Annotated in this window: 19 protein-coding genes; 10 read left to right on the top strand and 9 right to left on the bottom strand. The window is 36.6% G+C overall.

Annotated elements, in window-relative coordinates:
* Positions 1-32: 32 nt before the first annotated feature.
* The 7 genes from MKJ01_RS14165 to MKJ01_RS14135 are packed head-to-tail and all read right to left on the bottom strand — an operon-like array spanning position 33 to position 6,756.
* Positions 33-2,579: a YfhO family protein gene (locus tag MKJ01_RS14165; protein WP_241614779.1), complete on the bottom strand. Its 2,547-nt coding sequence runs from the start codon at positions 2,577-2,579 to the stop codon at positions 33-35.
* 60 nt (positions 2,580-2,639) lie between these two features.
* Positions 2,640-2,852 carry a hypothetical protein gene (locus MKJ01_RS14160; protein ID WP_241614780.1) on the bottom strand — a complete coding sequence of 71 codons (213 nt, stop codon included), beginning with the start codon at positions 2,850-2,852 and terminating at the stop codon, positions 2,640-2,642.
* Positions 2,853-2,863: 11 nt separating this feature from the next.
* On the bottom strand, positions 2,864-4,054 hold the full coding sequence (locus MKJ01_RS14155) for a hypothetical protein (protein WP_241614781.1): 1,191 nt from the start codon (positions 4,052-4,054) through the stop codon (positions 2,864-2,866).
* Between the two features lie 27 nt (positions 4,055-4,081).
* A complete protein-coding gene (locus MKJ01_RS14150; RefSeq protein WP_241614782.1) occupies positions 4,082-5,134 on the bottom strand; it encodes a DUF6263 family protein in 1,053 nt (350 codons plus the stop codon).
* A gap of 49 nt (positions 5,135-5,183) precedes the next feature.
* On the bottom strand, positions 5,184-5,948 hold the full coding sequence (gene rlmB / locus MKJ01_RS14145) for a 23S rRNA (guanosine(2251)-2'-O)-methyltransferase RlmB (protein ID WP_241614783.1): 765 nt from the start codon (positions 5,946-5,948) through the stop codon (positions 5,184-5,186).
* Positions 5,948-6,283, bottom strand: a complete 336-nt coding sequence (locus tag MKJ01_RS14140; protein ID WP_241614784.1) for a hypothetical protein — start codon at positions 6,281-6,283, stop codon at positions 5,948-5,950. Before MKJ01_RS14140 ends, rlmB begins: the two co-directional genes overlap by 1 nt.
* A gap of 2 nt (positions 6,284-6,285) precedes the next feature.
* Positions 6,286-6,756 carry a DinB family protein gene (locus MKJ01_RS14135; protein WP_241614785.1) on the bottom strand — a complete coding sequence of 157 codons (471 nt, stop codon included), beginning with the start codon at positions 6,754-6,756 and terminating at the stop codon, positions 6,286-6,288.
* A gap of 249 nt (positions 6,757-7,005) precedes the next feature.
* Here MKJ01_RS14135 and MKJ01_RS14130 point away from each other — a divergent pair, with 249 nt between their 5' ends.
* The 10 genes from MKJ01_RS14130 (at position 7,006) to MKJ01_RS14085 (ending at position 15,779) form a co-directional block, all read left to right on the top strand.
* Positions 7,006-8,010 carry a MoxR family ATPase gene (locus MKJ01_RS14130; RefSeq protein WP_241614786.1) on the top strand — a complete coding sequence of 335 codons (1,005 nt, stop codon included), beginning with the start codon at positions 7,006-7,008 and terminating at the stop codon, positions 8,008-8,010.
* Positions 8,010-8,465, top strand: coding sequence for a GNAT family N-acetyltransferase (locus MKJ01_RS14125; protein WP_241614787.1), 456 nt, complete (start codon positions 8,010-8,012; stop codon positions 8,463-8,465). Before MKJ01_RS14130 ends, MKJ01_RS14125 begins: the two co-directional genes overlap by 1 nt.
* A gap of 60 nt (positions 8,466-8,525) precedes the next feature.
* The gene (locus tag MKJ01_RS14120; RefSeq protein ID WP_241614788.1) at positions 8,526-9,389 is read left to right on the top strand and encodes a DUF58 domain-containing protein; all 864 of its coding nucleotides are present in this window, start codon (positions 8,526-8,528) and stop codon (positions 9,387-9,389) included.
* Positions 9,390-9,462: 73 nt separating this feature from the next.
* Positions 9,463-10,365, top strand: a complete 903-nt coding sequence (locus MKJ01_RS14115; protein ID WP_241632668.1) for a BatD family protein — start codon at positions 9,463-9,465, stop codon at positions 10,363-10,365.
* Positions 10,358-11,350 carry a VWA domain-containing protein gene (locus MKJ01_RS14110; RefSeq protein ID WP_241614790.1) on the top strand — a complete coding sequence of 331 codons (993 nt, stop codon included), beginning with the start codon at positions 10,358-10,360 and terminating at the stop codon, positions 11,348-11,350. Before MKJ01_RS14115 ends, MKJ01_RS14110 begins: the two co-directional genes overlap by 8 nt.
* Positions 11,350-12,357: a VWA domain-containing protein gene (locus MKJ01_RS14105; protein ID WP_241614791.1), complete on the top strand. Its 1,008-nt coding sequence runs from the start codon at positions 11,350-11,352 to the stop codon at positions 12,355-12,357. Before MKJ01_RS14110 ends, MKJ01_RS14105 begins: the two co-directional genes overlap by 1 nt.
* 95 nt (positions 12,358-12,452) lie before the next feature.
* A complete protein-coding gene (locus MKJ01_RS14100; RefSeq protein ID WP_241614792.1) occupies positions 12,453-13,190 on the top strand; it encodes a tetratricopeptide repeat protein in 738 nt (245 codons plus the stop codon).
* Entirely contained in the window at positions 13,190-14,929 is a 1,740-nt protein-coding gene (locus MKJ01_RS14095; protein ID WP_241614793.1) for a BatD family protein, read from the top strand. Before MKJ01_RS14100 ends, MKJ01_RS14095 begins: the two co-directional genes overlap by 1 nt.
* Positions 14,930-14,976: 47 nt before the next feature.
* Positions 14,977-15,579, top strand: a complete 603-nt coding sequence (locus tag MKJ01_RS14090) for a MarC family protein (protein WP_241614794.1) — start codon at positions 14,977-14,979, stop codon at positions 15,577-15,579.
* 5 nt (positions 15,580-15,584) lie between these two features.
* Positions 15,585-15,779: a hypothetical protein gene (locus MKJ01_RS14085; protein WP_241614795.1), complete on the top strand. Its 195-nt coding sequence runs from the start codon at positions 15,585-15,587 to the stop codon at positions 15,777-15,779.
* Between the two features lie 88 nt (positions 15,780-15,867).
* Here the strand turns inward: MKJ01_RS14085 and MKJ01_RS14080 are convergent, their stop codons facing one another.
* Together MKJ01_RS14080 and MKJ01_RS14075 are read right to left on the bottom strand one after the other, a co-directional pair.
* Positions 15,868-16,836, bottom strand: a complete 969-nt coding sequence (locus MKJ01_RS14080; RefSeq protein ID WP_241614796.1) for a chorismate-binding protein — start codon at positions 16,834-16,836, stop codon at positions 15,868-15,870.
* A gap of 24 nt (positions 16,837-16,860) precedes the next feature.
* On the bottom strand, positions 16,861-17,139 hold the full coding sequence (locus MKJ01_RS14075) for a hypothetical protein (RefSeq protein WP_241614797.1): 279 nt from the start codon (positions 17,137-17,139) through the stop codon (positions 16,861-16,863).
* Positions 17,140-17,202 lie beyond the last annotated feature (63 nt).

Below are 17,202 nucleotides of genomic sequence, written 5' to 3'. Positions count from 1 at the left end.
GTACAAAAAGTGGAGAAATGATAGTATTAATTCTACTGCTTTTCAACAATGCTTTCTTTTCTGTTCTCTTTTTTTCGGTACATAAAATAAATTCCGAGACCGCTTAACAGAATAAACAATCCGAAGCAGAGAAGAGAAATCCATTTTCCGGTTTCAATCACCTGAGGTTCAAAAATCATTCTGATATTGTGGCTTCCTGCAGGAACGTGTACGGCACGTAATAAATAGTCTGCTTTGATATACGTAACCTCTCTCCCGTCAATGAACATTTTCCAACCGTGAGGATAATAAATTTCAGAAAATACGGCCAGTTGCGGAGTTTTAGACTGGGTTTTGAATTCCAACTCATTCGGCTGATATTTCGTTAAATTAATAAATGCCGCAGAGTCTGCCTGAACGGTTTTCCCATCGAAATACTTTTTATCGGAAGAAGAGATCACCGCTGTCTTTTTACTGTCGATAACACCGATGGATTTAATCTCCTGATTAGGAGAATCTGCAAATTTAAGATCGCTTACAAACCATGCGTTTCCATTGGCTTTAGGGTTGGGAACAGCTTGTGGCTGTTCCGGTCCGCCTACCACCCAATATTTTGCATTCAGAAGATTCAGGATGTTAGGAACCTTTACAGAATCCATCACTTGGAAATATTCATTGATGACATCATCATACCTTCTCAGTTTCACTGCATGATATCCGCCGATGGAAGATTTAAAATAGGAAGTGTTGGTTTCACTGAATGTCCCCAGTATATTATTAAAAATCCTGTAATGGGTCTTATCTTTTTCAGCAATAGTTTCAAGGGTCTTGTTAACATTGACATTCGCTATAATCGGTTCAAGATTAGGATTGCCCTGGACTTTCTCTGCCAGAAGATCTGAGCTTTCCGTCTGAAAAGGATTTTCAGCAAATATTTTATCAACATAGTTTTCATCATTTAAGTAACGCCTGTTTACGGACCATAAATCAAATAAGCTGACTACACCGATAACAATAAGTGCAATGTTCTGACTTAACTTTTTCTTCAAGCTTAAGAACAAAACTGCGGCGGCAATGCTTACATAGATAAATGCTTTAATCGCATCGATCCTGAATAATTTAAATCTTTCATCCACCAGATAATCCAGCAGGAAAGGCGGAAGATAAGTCTTCTCATTTTCTGTATGGAAGCCTAATAACGATTTTCCGAAGATTAACAGGATTAAAACCAGGCCTAAGGTCCCACCGCTTACATACATCAGGATTTTCTGTTTGTATTCCTGCGTCAGTTTTTCATCAGTGAAGAATCTGTATAATCCGATAATGGCTATCAAAGGGAACAGCAATTCGATAATGACCAGTATAGAAGAAGGTGCTCTGAATTTATTATAAAAAGGAACAAAATCAATAAAGAAATCTGAAACCGGCATTAAATTACTTCCCCAGGCTAAAAAAATTGTTAGTATTGATGCTGCAAGGATCCAGTAACGGTATTTCTTCCATGCAAAAAAGAATCCTAACACTGCAAGGAAACAGACAATGGCTCCCTGATATGCAGGTCCTGAAGTCCCCGGCTGGTCTCCCCAGTAGGTCAGGCTTCCGAATCCTTTTGAGATTCTATCCATTTCAGCCTGCGAGGTTACATTTTCCTGAACCATAGCCTGGACTTTCTCCATCATTTCCTTACCTTCAGGTTCCTGGCTTCCTCCACCCATCAGTCTTGGAATAAAAAGATTCAGGGTCTCCAGCTTTCCGTAGCTCCACATCAGCATACTTTCCTTATCCATTCCTGAAGTTCCTCCCGTGTGGCTGTCATTGGTGAGTATCTGCTTTCCGCGGACGGTTTCTTTAATATATTCAGAATTGGCCATGATTCTTTGGGAATTCATTCCAACCCCGATTACACATGAAGCGGCAATAATTCCTGAAGAAATTAAAAAATGCCTTACTGTTATTTTTTTCTGTATCGCTCTGATCAATTCCGATAAGAATAAGAATCCTAATGCAAGGAAGAGATAATACGTCATCTGCGGGTGATTCGCTGCAATCTGAAGCCCCATAAACAGGGTCGTGACAATGAATCCCCAAATGTACTGCTTCCGGATATAGACCAGTAAAATCCCGGCCAGGAGCGGTGCGAAATATTCAATCGTATTAATTTTGCCATTATGCCCGGCAGCAATTGCAATATAAAAATAGGTGGAAAGCCCGAAAAATGTAGCGCCCAGCAGAGCATACTTCCAGTTTCTGACAGCCACCATCCCTAAAAGAAAAAAGCCCCCGAAAAGAAGAAAAAGATAATTGACTGGCCTTGGAAAAAAATTAAGCTTAGAATCAATTTCTTTAATAAGATCTCCTTTAAACCGGCTTCCCATCTGATAGGTTGGCATCCCTCCGAACATGGAGTCGCTCCAGTAGGTTTCATTTCCGGTATCGGCTCTGTAATCCAAAAGCTCTTTGGCACCACCGCGATATTGTACGATATCATGCTGGAAAAGCTGCTTTCCATTGATGACAGGATTGGCATATACAAAGGCAAGGATGATAAATATTACCAAACTTGCCAGGATGAAAACCAGATTTTTATTTTTCTTAAACATACATGTATTTTAATTTGAGCACCCTTTCAGGTATTGATCTGAAAGGGTGAATTGGGCTATCTATTTTTTATCTTCTTTGATCTCTTCGTAGTCTACGGTTTCGGCATCCCACTTGATATTTTGATTATTTTTATTTGAGTCTTGTATATCCTGCTTGGTATTCTCATTGTTAAATCTATAACTGTAAAAAGTTTTGAAAAATATTCTTTTAAGAATATTCCACACAAAGAAAATGATAATTGCGGCTAATACCAGCTCAAAAATATATTTCATAATTTTAAAATTTAAAACAATTTGTATGAAACGGAAAGGTTAATGCCATCCATTCCAAAATTATGATACTGTCCATAATAAGATGAGGAAAAGAGAGGAATTACTCCCCATTTGATTTCAATACCAAATTTATCATAATTATAACCAGCGGCAAAGGATGGATAAACACGGTCATCTCCTGTATATGACCTGTTGTCTGAAGAAAAAGTATGTTTACCAAGCATCATATTATATTGTAATAAGCCGGCTACATAAACTTTAGATCTTTGATTGATGAACATATTATATTTTACTCCTAAAGGAATCTGCAGTGATGAATAGTTTACTTCAAAATTTCTTCTGTTATAATCTGTTACAGCAAATTTTGCGGATAAGAAAGCCGGTTCTAAAAAAATAGCCCATTTACCTTTGTTGAAAGGTAAGACATATTCCAGCTCTACAGCAGCCCTAAAAATAATTTTATCTTCTTTTCTTACTCCTATTGACAAATTATCACTGGGTGGTAAAATTTTATAATTCGAAAAGCCTATTCCCGGTTTCAAATAAATATTAAAATTATTCCCCTTGCCATTTCGATTCGTTTTTTCAGGATCATTTATATTATTATAGATCTTAAAAACTTTTTTCAATTGGTTCTCATTATATGACAATCCATCAATATCGGTTTCTGAAATATTTTTATTGTTTATAAATATTTGATTTAATTGTTTTTTATACTCCTCATTTTTTTTAATCTGTGTATTATTCACCAGATATTCCTTGTACCTCAAAGGCTTAATTTCATTATCATCTGATTTTTTATAAAAAAATCGAGTAACAGAACCGTCTGAATATGAATAAAGACTAATATCTCCTTCAACAATTAGCTTCAATAAAAGTCTTTCTTCGTTACTTGTAAAATCCTTTGATGTTGACAAGTATTCTATTTTAGAGGAAGACCGATCAATCATTACGTTTTTTGCTATATATTTCTGATTTCCAACAGAGAATTCATTCAAATCAGAAATTTTTAATTGTAAAGGAACTGAAGTCTCGTCTACTTTATATTCTAAACTGGATGGACTGTTTTTCCATTCATAATTTTTTATTAAAACATTCTTTTTCTCTCCATTAAGGTCAATAAAATATCCGTTTTCAAAAGTTATTTGCCCATAAGCAAGAGTTGAAAATAAAAATAATGCGGAATAAAATAAATTTTTCAAGGCTATTTTTTTAATAATTTAATTCTTTTATTTCGCCGACGGATTTACCATAACAGAAGAATTGGAAACGCTTTTCATCGACTGGGATTCTTTTCCGTTGGAGATGGTTTCAATCTGTGTGGTTTTTACGGAAATATTCTGGTTGTTGATCCATCCTGTATTCTGGTCAAATTTAATCGTTCCGTTTTGTGCCAGCTCACTGCTTAAACTGTGGGTAATTTCTCCCTGCTTTTGTTTATCTTCTTTTTTAGGGATCCCTCCTGTTACGGAAACTTCAGCAATGCCGTTTCCTACGCTTTTTAATATATAATTTGAAGTGACTTTTACTTTACCTTGGGCATCTGCATTTTCACTGCTGGTCCATTTTTCTCCTACTTTTACTCCTTTTTTAGGAATAATCGTCAGGTTTTTATTAAGCTGGTCCTTCAGAACTTTTTCATTGAACGATTCTTTAAGGCTGGCCACCACACTAGCTTTCTGGTTGGCATCCTTTATGAGAGTGCCGACTGCATTGGAAACTTTTGTATAGACTGCATCAAAACCTGTAATGGAGATCACATTGCCTTTAGTATCCATCTTCATGCTCAGTTTATTTCCGGTCAGGGCTTTGTTAATATTCCAGATCATTTTCAGGTCATCCTCTTTAGGAATTGGTAACTTGGTATCCACAACAATGGTTTTTCCGTCTGCTGACTGGGAATTTCTTTTAGCAATAAGGTTCAGGGTAATATCATATACGTTTCCTTTAATATCATTCACTGTGAAAGTCATTTCATCGGTAGATTCGCTTGTCCCGTTCAGGGTTTTCCCTTTAGGATCGGTCATTGTCTTGGTATCTCTCTGGTAAGTGGTTAAAGGATAGGTTTTTCCTTTTTCCAGTTTAAAAGTCTGGGTATAAATGCCTGCAGAATCTTTTATAGCGGGGTTTGCTTCTACTTTTGCAACAGAATCAGCCGGAACTTCTACCGTAATTGTTTTCCCTGTTTTAGGATCTACTTTGGTGGTTTTGGTTGTTTCTTTTTTATTGCATGAAACTAAAGCTATGGTCGAGATAAGCGCTAATGCTGCTATATTTTTCATTTGATTTTTTTTAATTTTATTACTTTTAAGTGGATCTGAAAATTTAAGATTACAAGCTGGAATCTACTGCCATTTTCTGTCGTACCGCTTCGTATAAAATGGCTCCGCAGGCTACAGAAACATTTAGAGACTGCGTCTTTCCTTCAATCGGTAATTTTATTTTCTCATCTGAATGATGGAGTACTTCTTTGGAGATTCCGGTTTCCTCATTTCCCATTACCACAGCACAAGGTGCTTTAAAATCTACATCATAAATTAATTTCTGAGCCTTTTCACTCGCTGCAAATACAGAAATTCCGCTCTGCTGAAGGTAATCAACTACATGTGCAAGATTAGGCGCCTTGCAGATTTTTACATTATAAAGCGCGCCAGCAGAAGTTTTTATCGCATCGGAATTAATAGGTGCAGCTCCTTTTTCAGGGATAATAACCGCGTCAACCCCGACACATTCTGCCGTTCTGCAGATGGCTCCGAAATTCCTGACATCAGTGAGGCGGTCAAGGATTAATAAAAAAGGTGTTTTCCCTTCTTCAAATAATTGAGGAACAATATCTTCTATTTTGTGAAACGGAACATCTGAAATAAAAGCCACTACACCCTGGTGGTTTTTTCGCGTGAAACGGTTCAGTTTTTCAACCGGAACATAGTTGGGACGAATTTTATTTTTGGCTAAGATGGCTTTAAGCTCGGCATAAATATCTCCCTGCAAAGCATTCTGAACAAATATTTTGTCAATTGTTTTTCCTGATTCAATAGCTTCAATCACGGGACGCAACCCGAAAATAAAATCGTCTTTTTTATCGTTATTTTCCATTAATGTTCTTGTATAAATTGTTCTCCAGAGTAATATCCGTAAATTATATTTTTTTCTAGAAGAGAGGCTTTCCCGTGAAATGTTTCCTTTCCATTCATATCCGTCCAGATTAATTTGAACATATTGGTAGAAATCTCTTCAATTGTTAGTTTATTTATTTCTGCACTTGTTTGATTTTCACTCCAAGAGGTAACATATTGCCCCACAAAACCTATTCCTGGATTAATTCTGTTAGCACTTTTAGAAAGAGATACATTACTGTAATTGTTAAAGTATTCTCCGATTAAATTTCCCGTTACTGTTATTTTAAAATAAAAACTTCCTCTTACAGACATAATTAATATTTTTCTCCTAAAATGGCTCTTTTCTGAGACATCACATACCCGTAATGAAGGCATTCATGCATATTGTTAAAAATAATTGCATCCTGAATACTTTTCAAATCCATTCCGAAACTCGTGGTATAAGGTGTGTAATCTGAAAAGAAATCACTGTCATAATCTTTCATCAGGATCTTTGAGGTTTCTGTTAATAGAAACTCCAGATCTTCTACTTCTGATTTTTGCACATTCAGGTTTGGCAGCGTCCCCTTTTTATAAGTTTCAATCCAGTATTTATCAATTCTGAAGGGATTCCCGCTTAGATAATAGTGTAGCAGCTGCTGTGTGGCAACCGTATGGGCGATGTTCCAGTATATATTATTGTTAAAACCGTCCGGGATAAACAGCAGGTCTTCATGGGAAGTATCCTGTAAAATGTTCAGAAGATTTTTCCTTACCTGTCTGTGTGCTTGAAAATGATAATTCATTTTGCAAAAATTTAATCACCAAAAATAGTTTAATAAACTGGAAATGACAATTTTTAAAAGGGTAATGGAAACAAATTTATATTTTTTTATGAAAAAATAAAATTATAGAGTTGTTTATTTAGAGTATCCTGATTTTCGATCTTGCATCAATCCCGGAATATTTAACAAACTTTAACTCAAATATGGCATTAATTGTGTTGATTAATGCAGGTATTTATTGGAAATTTACCCATTATTTTAAATCAAGATATGTCAGAGATTAATCAGGCTGAAGACATCCGTCAGCTCACGGAACAGATAAAAGAAGCAAACTATTATTTTTCCCGCCTTAGACAGGAAATCAATAAAATTATCATCGGCCAGGAATATATGATAGACCGCCTGCTGGTAGGTCTTCTGGGTAACGGGCATGTTCTCTTGGAAGGGGTTCCGGGATTAGCTAAGACATTGGCGATTAAAACTCTTGCCGAAGCAGTCGATGGTGAATTTTCAAGAATTCAGTTTACTCCGGACCTGCTGCCTGCAGATGTGGTGGGAACGATGATATTCAATATTAAAGACAATGATTTCTCAATAAAGAAAGGTCCTGTTTTTGCCAATTTTGTTCTGGCGGATGAGATCAACCGTGCACCCGCAAAGGTACAGTCGGCACTTCTTGAGGTGATGCAGGAAAAGCAGGTGACTATAGGCGACGAAACCATGAAGCTTCCAAAGCCATTCTTGGTATTGGCAACCCAAAACCCGATTGACCAAGAAGGGACTTACCTTCTTCCGGAAGCCCAAAGCGACCGTTTTATGCTAAAGTGCACCATTGACTATCCTAAGTTTGAAGATGAAAGAACTGTGATGAGGATGGTTTCCACTTCGCATCAGCCGGTGATCAAACCGGTGATTTCCCTGCAACATATCGTGGAGGCTAAAGAGCTCATCAATCAGATTTATCTCGATGAAAAAATTGAGAAATATATTCTGGATATGGTTTTTGCGACCCGTTATCCTGAAAATTACGGTCTTGCTGAACTTAAAAATTACATTAGTTTTGGTGCCTCACCAAGAGCGTCCATTAATCTGGCTATTGCATCAAGAGCCTATGCTTTCCTGAAAGGAAGGGCATTTGTAATTCCTGAAGATGTAAAGTCGCTGGCTAATGACGTTTTAAGGCATAGAATCGGGCTGACTTTCGAAGCTGAGGCTGAAAATATTTCAACAGAAGAAATTATCAGCAGGATTTTGGCAAAAATCCAGGCTCCGTAATGGACGAGGTATTAATCAGAAAGGCAGTTTATGAAGATTGTGCTGCCATGCTGGAGCTGGTTAAAGAGCTTGCTGATTATGAGAAAGCTTTGCATGAAGTTACTTTAACGCTGGAACAATTTGTTGAGGATGGATTCGGAAATTCGCCGGTATGGGGAGCATTTGTTGCTGAGATAAACGGAAGTATTGTCGGGATTTCGTTATATTATGACCGGTATTCAACCTGGAAAGGGCGGAGATTATATTTGGAAGATCTTGTCGTTACGGAAAAATTAAGAGGAAAGCAGATCGGGAAAAAATTATTTGAAGCAACATTGGAATATGGGAAATCAAATCAATACAGCGGCATGGTTTTCCAGGTTTTGAACTGGAATGAATCAGCTATTAACTTTTACAAAAAATACAATCCGAAATTCGATGATGAATGGCTTAATGTTTCCATCGGCTTTCAATAAGTCAGAAGATGGATTACGAAGTTAAATTTGAAAGTCTAAAGAGATACGCAATCTAAGAAAATGCAGATAAAAGATATTGTAAAAAAAGTAAAGCAGATCGAAATACGTACCCGTAAAAAGACGGAAGCTACTTTAATGGGACAGTATCACAGCGCTTTTAAAGGCCAGGGAATGACTTTTTCAGAAGTTCGTCCATATCAGTTCGGAGATGAAATCCGGAGGATTGACTGGAACAAGACAGCACGTTTCCGTGAACCGTTTGTAAAGGTGATGGAAGAAGAGAGGGAATTGACGATGATGTTGATGGTAGATATTTCCGCTTCAATGGACTATGGGACAAAGAACCAGCTTAAGAGGGAATACGTAGCAGAAATTGCGGCAAGCTTAGGCTTTTCGGCAGCGGGCAATAATGATAAAGTGGGATTGATTTTATTTGCCGATAAAGTGTATAAAGTAATACCGCCACAAAAAGGAAGGAAGCATATTCTTTCCATCATCAGCAATATCCTTACGGCGGCCTATGTTCCTGCAGAATCCAAGATGGATAAGGCATTGGAATACATGATGGGAATCTTTAAAAAAAAATCACTTGTTTTCCTATTCTCAGACTTTGAAGATGATTATGATTCTAAAATGCTTAGAGTGGCTTCTAAGAAACATCAGCTGCTTGGAATGCGGGTTTTTGACGAAAAAGACAATGAAATTCCTGATGTGGGATATACGTTACTTTATGATGCCGAGACAGGAAGACAGGTTTGGGCTAATACTTCCAGCGCGCGCTGGAGATATACTTTTGCAGAGGCTCAGAAGCAGAAGTTAAAAGCTCTGGAAGAAGATTTTGCCAATAGCTCAGCAAGTTTTATAAATATCAATACAGGTTCGGATTACTCGAGACTCCTGTATAATTATTTTCAGAAAAAATAAATCAGAAGCCGGACATCAGATCTTAGAAACTGGTTTCAAACTTTAATTTTCGAATCTTAAACTTTGAACAATTATAAAATTGAAAAAAATACTCTTTATATTTTGTTTTTTAATCTGTGCAAATGCTTTTTCACAGATCCTTTCTTCCAGTGTTGAGAAGAAAACCATTGCTTTGGGAGAAGTCAACCACATCGTTGTAACGATTAATAATCTTCATCATGAAAAAGTTTCTGCCGCTCCTGAAAATGAACTTCTTCCTTTTCATTTCGAAGAGGTTAAAGACAGTATTGCACAGACTCAGGAGGTTTATTACAGAAGGATTGATTTTGCTGTATTTGATGAAGGTAAATTTACCATTCCGGAACTTGAATTTAAGGTTGGAGGAAAAATATTAAAAACCATTCCTTATGAAATTGAAGTGATCAATACCGCTCAAAAGACGGATCCGATTAATGATATCATGAATAACAAAGAGGTAAAGCTGGAAGTAACAGACTACTGGCAACTCTATAAGTTTTATATTCTCGCAGCAATTGCAGTAATCGCACTGATTATCGCTATTTTTATGTTTATAAAACATGGGAGGAAATCAAAAGATTCACCTGTTGTGGCAACCAATCAGACCTTAAAGGAGCTGGATTCCCTTAAAAAGAAAAAATATGTGGAAAGTGGCGACTATCGTTCATTCTACGTGGAGCTGATAGATATTTCCAGAAAATTTATTGCGAAACAGTACCGCCTGCCTGCCGACGTTTTGCTGACTGATGATTTAGTTGATCTGATGAAGAAAAACAACACCATCTCTCAGGAGAACGAAAAAGTAGTGGAAGAGGTATTTGTAAGAGGTGACCTGGTGAAATTTGCAAAAACATTCCCGGATCAGCAGACGATGGAAAAAGATTTTGCGGACATCAGAAATTTTGTAAAAAGATCATCGAAAGATCTTGAATTTGAAAATCTGAGGAAAGATGTTTGATTTTGAATTTTACAGTCCGTGGTTTTTGTTACTTTTCGTATTGTTTATTCCTTTATTGTTCAGGGATATAAGTATACAGAAAAGAAAAGGGATCAAAGTGCCAACTGTTAAGAATATGGCTGACAGCAGCGGAATACATATGGTGATGTTTTTCCTTAAAATATCAAAATATATCATTCTTTCTGCGCTGATTATTGCAATGGCAAGACCAAGGACTTTTACTGTTTCCCAGGATAGGGACGATACAAAAGGAATTGATATTATGCTTTCTGTAGACGTTTCGCTGAGTATGCTCGCAAAAGATCTGACTCCTGACCGTTTGACAGCTCTAAAGAACATTGCGATCAAATTTGTAGAAAAGCGTCCGAATGACAGAATCGGTTTGGTAACATATTCAGGAGAAGCCTTTACAAAGGTTCCCGTAACATCCGACCATCAGGTGGTTGTGGATGAACTTCAGAACCTCAATCCTTTGGAATTGGAACCGGGCACGGCGATTGGTGAAGGATTATCTGTTGCTGTCAATCACCTGAAGAACAGCAAGGCAAAAAGTAAGATTATTATTTTGATGACCGATGGTGTCAACACCATTGAAAATGCCATGCCGCCTGCTATTGCTGCGGAACTGGCAAAAAATAACAATATAAAAGTATATTCTATCGGAATCGGAACGAACGGATATGCTTTAATGCCTACTCAGACCGATATCTTTGGAGATTTGGTTTTTACAGAAACAGAAGTGAAGATTGATGAGCCTGTTCTCAGGGAAGTGGCCCAGATGACCGGTGGTAAATATTTCAGGGCAACTTCCAACAGCAGCCTGGAAGAAGTGTATGATGAAATCAACCGGCTGGAAAAATCAGATGTGAAAGTATCCAGGCTGTTTAATTATCAGGAATATTTTAAGATTTTTCTGTGGATTGCTTTAGGGGTTCTGTTCATAGATGCATTATTAAGGTGGGTGTTTTATAAAATTTTAAGCTGATGGATTGGTATTTGGGAAATTATTGGTATGTATTGCTGTTGCTGCTTTTACCGCTGTTGGCTGTCTTTCTTGTCCGTTATCTGAAATGGAAAAATAAAAAGAGGCAGATTTTTGCTGATGCACAGTTTCATGAGCATTTATTTGAGAAAAAATCGGGCTTTACCAAATTTTTTCCGGTTTTATATATATTGGCCACTTTATTTTTAATTTTTTCAATTATTGATCTGCTTAGTGGATCTGAAGAAATTAAAACCAATCAAAAATTGAATAATGTCATTTTTATGCTGGATGTTTCCAATTCAATGAATTCGGAAGATATTAATCCAAGTCGTCTGACAGAAGCTAAAAACCTGATGATTCAGACGATGCAGAAGATGAAAAATGATAAGGTGGGCATCGTAATTTTTGCAGGACAGGCAAGTTCCATTATGCCGCTGACTACGGATTATAATTCAGCAGAAACCTATATCGGCGGAATTGAAACAAATACGATGCAGATTCAGGGAACTGATTTCCTGAACGCCATGAAGATTGCTTCAGATAAATTTAAAAATGTAAGTAAAAATGCCAGGAAGGTCGTGCTGTTAAGTGATGGGGAAGATAATGAAGGCAATGATGAGGCAGCTGTAAAATTGGCTGACAAAGAAGGAATTATGATCACTTCCGTAGGGATAGGATCTGATGAAGGCGCTCCTATTCCCGAATATCAGTTTGGCCAGTTAATGGGCTATAAAACAGATGTTTCAGGACAAACCGTAATTTCCAGGAGGCAGACTTCCGCATTGAAAAAAATGGCAGAAGCTACGGGAGGAACATATATTGACGGGAATAACATCAATGAAGCTCCGACTCAGATCATTGACGCATTGCAGAAGAAAATGGGATCTTCAGAAACTTTGGTAAAATCGCAGAATGCTAACCATTATTATCAGTATTTTCTAGCGGTTTCCATATTTTTCTTCATGCTGATTTATATTTTTAATCCTAAAAGAGATTTAAATATTTAAGCTATGATTAATGCCCTGATTACCGCAATACTTTAACCCAACTTTAACAAATAAGGCGCTGTTTATTAACATATAAAGGAATAATTTTGCATTAGATGAATACTAAAATCTTTTTTTTATCGTTTATTATTGCTTTTACAAGTTCAGGTTTTCTGTTTGGGCAGAAAAACTACAGGACACTTGTGTATGAAGGCAATGAAAAATTCAATGGTAAAGATTATGATGGAGCTTCTGCCAAGTATCTGGAAGCTTTAAAAACCAATGATAAAGATTTTACAGCACATTATAATTTGGGAAATGCATTATATAAAAGCAAGAAATACGAAGAAGCGAAGGTAGAGTTTGAGAAGGCGCAACGGTTTTCCCAGACCCTTTCCGATAAATCTGCAGCCCTTCATAACCTGGGAAATTCATACATGCAGACGAAACAGCCTGAAAAGGCAGCGGAATTTTACAAACAGTCCCTAAAACAAAATCCCTACAGCGAAGCTACCAGAAAGAATTATGAAATTGCAAAGCTGAAAGAAAAAGAAAACCAACAGAAGCAACAGAAGCAAAATAACTCCGGTAAAGGAGGCGGAGGTAAGGATCAGCAGAATGATGATCAGAAAGGAGGTCCGAAAGACCAGAAAGATCAGGGACAAGGACAGCAGAACCAAGGCAAAGGCCAGGGAAGCGATCCAAACCAAAAGTCGAATAATGAAGGCAGAATCCCAAAAGGACTTGAAAATCAAATACTCAATAAAGTAAGCGACAAAGAGAAAGAAACAGCCAAAAGAATTTTAAATAAAAATTCTTATTCGATGCCTGAAAGCAACGAGAAAGACTGGTGATGCAGAGCAGATACATTTACATAATATTCCTTTTTATATCCGTAATTTCTTACGGGCAGGTCAATATTTTTGTAAATCCTGATAGAAGCACCTACAACGGAAAAGAAATTATTAACCTTACCGTCGTTCTCGAAATGAATGGTGAGGAATATGCCCAGCAAACACCTTTGCGCTCACCGGATTTATCCAAATTTAATATTATCGGAAGTGGCTCGATGAGCAACGGATATGTAGATCCTGAGACCAATACTGTAATCTCACAATACATAACCAGAATAGCTCTTGAACCAAAGCAGAAAGGAAAAGTAAAAGTCGGTTCATTCCTGGTAACAGTTAATAATAAGATCTATAAAACGGAACCGTTTGAACTTTTTATAAAGGATACTGACAGAAAATCACTAACATCAAATACCTCAAAAGACGTGTACCTCAACATGGAGATTGAGGACCGTGAGGTTTATCAGGATCAGCCTACCATTGCTGTTCTGAAAGTATATTCAAAAAATATGGATAACTTCAGAAAGGTGAAAAATATTCATCTTCCCGAGCAGGACAATCTTAATGTGTACCCGGTAAGTTTTACGAAATCTGAAATCGATCCGTCTTCTGATTATGCAAATATGGCATCGCAGGTTTTAGCTGTTTTTATGGTATTTCCCAATGAGGCCGGATACGTGGAAGTGCCGGGAGTTTCGGCATCAGTGAATTCTTTTTCCGGGAAGAGCAGGATTGTTTCCAATAAGGTAAAAATCAATGTTAGAAAGCTTCCTGAAGATGCGCCGGAATGTTTTAAAAATGCGGTCGGAAATTTTAAGGTAAAATTCGTCAATGCTTCTAAAGAGAAAGCAGAGGTTAAAAAACCGATGAATGTTTTGGTGAAAGTAAGCGGAGAAGGAAACCTTAAAAATCTTGAACTCCCGAAAATTGCTGCCTCAGCTGATTATGACGTCTTCGCACCAAAAATTACTTCTAAAGTTGTAACAGGAATAAAAGGAATGAAAGGGGAAATAACAGCCAATTATATCATCATCCCTAAGAAAACTGGTGCAATTTCTATTAAAACAGAACATTTTGCATTTTTCAATCCGCTAAGTAAAGAATATGTGGATCTCGGAGAGAAAACATTATCGGTTAATGCATTTTCTCACCAGGAGATCATGGATGCCAGAACAACAGTGGAAAAAGTAAATGAATATACCAATACTTTACTGGAAACGGTAAATACACCTGTATTGAAAACCACTTCTTTTAAAGTAAAAGAAAAAACTAAATTCCATTGGAATATTCTTCTGATTAATTTTCTGATCCTGCTTGCTTTATTTTTAGCGTATATGCTATTTAAAAATTGGCAAAAAAAGCGTCTGTTAATTAAAAATAATATACCTTTAAAATCATTAGGCTCAGTATCTGAAACAGAAGAAGAGATCAGAGAACGGCAGAAAACCGATGTGTATGAATATTTCAGTTACCTGGAAAATCTTAAGGATAATAAAGAGTATCAGAAATTCTTTAGTACGTATGATGAGCTGGAAACACAAGTGAGGAAACAATTTTCACAGGCTTCCGTTCAGGATTTCAGAAAGTTTTTGGAGATGAATCATGGTGCTGCAACTGCCGAGGAATATACATCGCTGTCACAAAAAATCCAGATCGAGAAATATACACCGGTAAAATCTTCTGAAGGCATAGAGGAACTTTTAAGATCAATTGTTAATTTGTATTCACGGATTAGCAAATAATCAGTTTATTTTCATATTTTTGCGAAATTATTAATAATTACAGTTGCATGGAAATATTGAATGATTTTTCTATAAAAGAAATTGTTACCTGTTTTATGGTACTTTTTGCGGTGATTGACATTATCGGTTCTGTTCCTATTGTAGTAACTTTACAGCAAAAATTCGGACAGATTGAGGCCGGTAGAGCTTCTATTACAGCAGGTCTTATCATGATGGTTTTTCTTTTTGTCGGTAATAAAATCCTGAAACTGATCGGGGTTGATGTAAATTCTTTTGCTATAGCCGGGGCATTTGTAATTTTTGTGATCGCGCTTGAAATGATTCTGGGCATTGAGATCCATAAAACAACTGAAGTCAAAGCCGCTTCCATTGTTCCTATTGCGTTTCCGTTGGTTGCCGGAGCCGGTACTTTAACAACTACGCTGTCACTCAGGGCTGAGTTTCATGATATTAATATTATTTTTGGGATTATTCTCAATACAATTTTTGTATATTTGGTGCTGAAATCAGCTAAGTGGCTGGAAAATAAAATGGGAGAGGCTACATTGGCCATCCTGCAAAAGGTTTTCGGGATCATCTTATTAGCGATTTCCATTAAATTGTTTACCGCGAATTTTGCCCAACTGGTACAGAATTATATTAATTTTTAAGCATTATGCAGAAGTTTTATAAAGTATTTTTAATACTGTTTATCGTTTTTATTGCCATCAATCTTTATGCTTTAGACTGGCAAACGGATATTTTGTCTGAAGATAACCTGAAGTTTGTATTTTCAATCGCTTCAGCAGTTATAGGTCTTATTTTACTTTTTGTAATGGATACATGGAGTAGGATAGGTGTTAAAAAATAAATTTAATCAACTATTATAAACCTCTTTCTATAGGAAAGAGGTTTTTTTATTGATTTCATATTGAACGACAGTTGAGTATATAGTTTGATTATAAAATTTCAAGGTTTTTAAGAACTGCTTCAGATTTAAGCTCTGTTTCGATCCACTCCTTTTCAGGGTCACTCTGAGCGGTAATGCCTCCTCCGACAAATGCATGAACGGAATTATGATATAGTTTGCAGCAACGCAGATTTACAAAATAATGAACGGTATCTTCAGCTTCTATTTTAATGTATCCCGCATATAACTCCCGAGGATATTTTTCCAGGTTTTGGATGTTTTCCTTGCATAGTTTTTTAGGGATTCCGCAGACAGCAGGTGTTGGATGGAGCTCCTGAATAAGGCTGTCCAGATCTTCAGGGTTTATTTTAGCTTTAAAATCGGTCCTGAGGTGTTTTATATTTCCTGAAATATGGTCATATGTTTCAGATTCTTCAGCATTCTCCGTAAAATGGCTTAAAATATTCCGGATGTAATCGGTTACCGGTTTTTGTTCTTCAATTTCTTTTTCTGACCAATTTTCCGATACAGGAAGCGTTCCTGCAAGACTCATTGTTTCAAAATCATGGGTGTTTTTATTAAACCTGCCTAAAACCTCTGAAAAAGCTCCCATCCATGAATTTTCGCCGTTGATTAACAGATACCTGAAAGCATTAGGATAAGATCGGCAAAGGTTCCTGAAGCTTCCTTTTATATCAATCTCGTTAAAATCTGTGAAGATTTTTCTTCTTGAATACACCAGCTTGGGAAGCTTGTTTTCTTTTATCACATCAATTACCTGATGCAGATTATGGATGTATCCATCTTTTGTTTCAGCAGTATATTGAGTATGATCTGGCAGTAAAAGCTCACTTGGAATTATTGTTTCTTCAAAACTCTCAGAGGTGATTTCTGTAATTTTCCCATTACAGTTTACTTTGCTCAAGCCGTCAAAAGAATGAAAGCTTACATGGTTTTCATAAGAATTTTCGTCTGTTGAATACAGTTTTTCGTCGAATGGAAATTTAAAATAGATCATGTATTGGCTGCTTACTTACTTAAATCAGTTTCCGGAAATAATATAGGAAATTCCGAAACTTATTTTTCTTTCTGCAAAGGTATTACTCGTCTTAAAGATGTCAAAATCCAAACTGCTGTTTTTTAAAGAAACGTTTCTCATTGTATGCTGCTGGTACTCTAATGCTAAAAGAAAACGTCTGAAACACCTGTATTGAACACCTAATGAGAATCCAAGATTCATATGATCTGTTTTGAAATTATCTGGTTTGGCCAGAACTCCGTTTTCAGGAACCAGAAACTGCATTTTATGACACTCTCCCACAAAGTGTGTAAGTTAAAAAGTCAGGGCTTAGATTTTATAATCTGAGCCTTTCTTCAAAAATAA

Source organism: Chryseobacterium sp. SSA4.19, from assembly GCF_022601875.1.
In the GTDB taxonomy this organism is placed as follows: Bacteria; Bacteroidota; Bacteroidia; order Flavobacteriales; family Weeksellaceae; genus Chryseobacterium.
The sequence above is the reverse complement of the archived record's forward strand: the minus strand, read 5'-3'. Positions and strand labels throughout refer to the sequence as shown.